This is a genomic window from Micrococcus sp. HMSC31B01, assembly GCF_001816085.1.
Taxonomy (GTDB): Bacteria; Actinomycetota; Actinomycetes; order Actinomycetales; family Micrococcaceae; genus Micrococcus; species Micrococcus luteus.
Genome location: NZ_KV825395.1, coordinates 1 through 1,548, shown reverse-complemented (window position 1 = coordinate 1,548; position 1,548 = coordinate 1). Strand labels below are relative to the sequence as shown.

The window sequence follows — 1,548 nt, the reverse complement described above, 5'->3', positions numbered from 1 at the left end:
GGACTGGTCCGCGTCGGCCCACGACGGATCGTCCCTGGATCCGGGCCAGCCGGTCGCGGACGCCCCGGGCATCCTCCTCGTGGAGACCGCCCTCGGCGCCCGCACCGGCACGGGGACGGGCATGGTGCTCTCCCCGGACGGGCTGGCGGTGACCAACTACCACGTGGTCGAGGACTCCTCGGAGGTGCACGTGGTGGTCGCGGACACCGGCGCGCGGCACACGGCCACGGTGCTCGGGCGCGATGCCGAGCACGACATCGCGGTGCTCGACGTCGAGGGCGTCTCAGACCTGCCGGTGGCCAGCGTCTCGCTGGACCCGGTGCGGCGCGGGGAGACGGTGGCCGCCGTCGGCAACGGCGGGGGCCAGGGCCACCTGACGGCCGTGCGCGGCACCGTGCTCGGCACGGACCGCTCGATCATGGCCGCGGCCGAGGGCACCGATCAGTACGCGCGCCTGTCCGGCCTGATCCAGACGGACGCGGACGTCGTGCCCGGCTACTCCGGCGGCCCGGTGGTGGACGACGCCGGCCAGGTGGTCGGCGTGACCGTGGCGGCCAGCGATGGGACCACCGCAGACGAGGTGGACGGCTTCGCGATCCCGCTGGAGGTGGCCTTCGACGTGGTGGAGCAGGTCCTCTCGGGTGAGGAGACGGACACCGTGAGCATCGGCGCGGACGGCGCCCTGGGCATCATGGTCGGCGCGGATCCCGACGTCGGCGTCGTGGTCATGCAGGTGGACGCGGGCTCGGCGGCCGAGCAGATCGGCCTGGTCGAGGGCGATGTGATCCTCGAGATCGAGGGGCGGCCCGTCGGCGACGACGCCTCCCGGATGTCCCGCCTGGTCAACGACCACAACGTGGGGGACCGGATCATCGTCCAGTGGCGCACCGCCGACGGCGGGGTGCGCGAGGCCGAGGCGGTCCTGCAGCCGGCCCTCGTGAACTGACCGGCGCCCGCGCTCAGGCGAGCAGGTCCAGCGAGAGGGCCATCGCGGCCACGCCCAGCAGCACGCCGCCCAGCGCTGCGGCACGGCCCCCGGCCGCCCGGGCGGCGGGCAGCAGCGCGTCGAGGCTCACGGTCACCATCACGCCTGCCACGGCCGCGAAGACGGCGGCCACGAGCGCGGGCGTGAGGAACGGGGCCAGCAGCAGCCAGCCGATCAGCGCGCCCAGCGGCTCCGCGATCCCCGTGAACGCGGCCCACGCGAAGGCCTTGCGCCGCGACCCGGTGGCCTGCCGCACGGGCACGGCCACGGCCACGCCCTCGGGCACGTTGTGCACGGCCATCGCGACGGCCAGCGCGAGGCCCACCGAGGGATCCTGCAGGGTGCCGGCGAAGGTGACGAAGCCCTCCGGCAGATTGTGCAGGCCGATCGCCAGGGCCGTCACCGTGCCCAGGCGCAGCATCCTCCGCCGGTCCAGGCCGGCCGGGTCGTCGACGTCGCCCGGCATCTCCGAGACGGGGTCGGGGACGGCGCGCTCGAGCAGCACGTAGGCGCCTGCGCCGAGGGCCAGGGCGGCCACCGCGACGGCGGTCGCCGCGGGGCCG

At 75.5% G+C, this 1,548-nt stretch carries 2 protein-coding genes; one reads left to right on the top strand and one right to left on the bottom strand.

Features of this window, described 5'->3' with window-relative positions:
• Positions 1–946, top strand: a 946-nt coding sequence (locus tag HMPREF3105_RS11325; RefSeq protein WP_070709680.1) for a S1C family serine protease, incomplete at its 5' end; no start/stop codon positions are given.
• Between the two features lie 13 nt (positions 947–959).
• Here HMPREF3105_RS11325 and HMPREF3105_RS11320 read toward each other — a convergent pair.
• Positions 960–1,548, bottom strand: a 589-nt coding sequence (locus HMPREF3105_RS11320; RefSeq protein WP_070709677.1) for a ZIP family metal transporter, incomplete at its 5' end; no start/stop codon positions are given.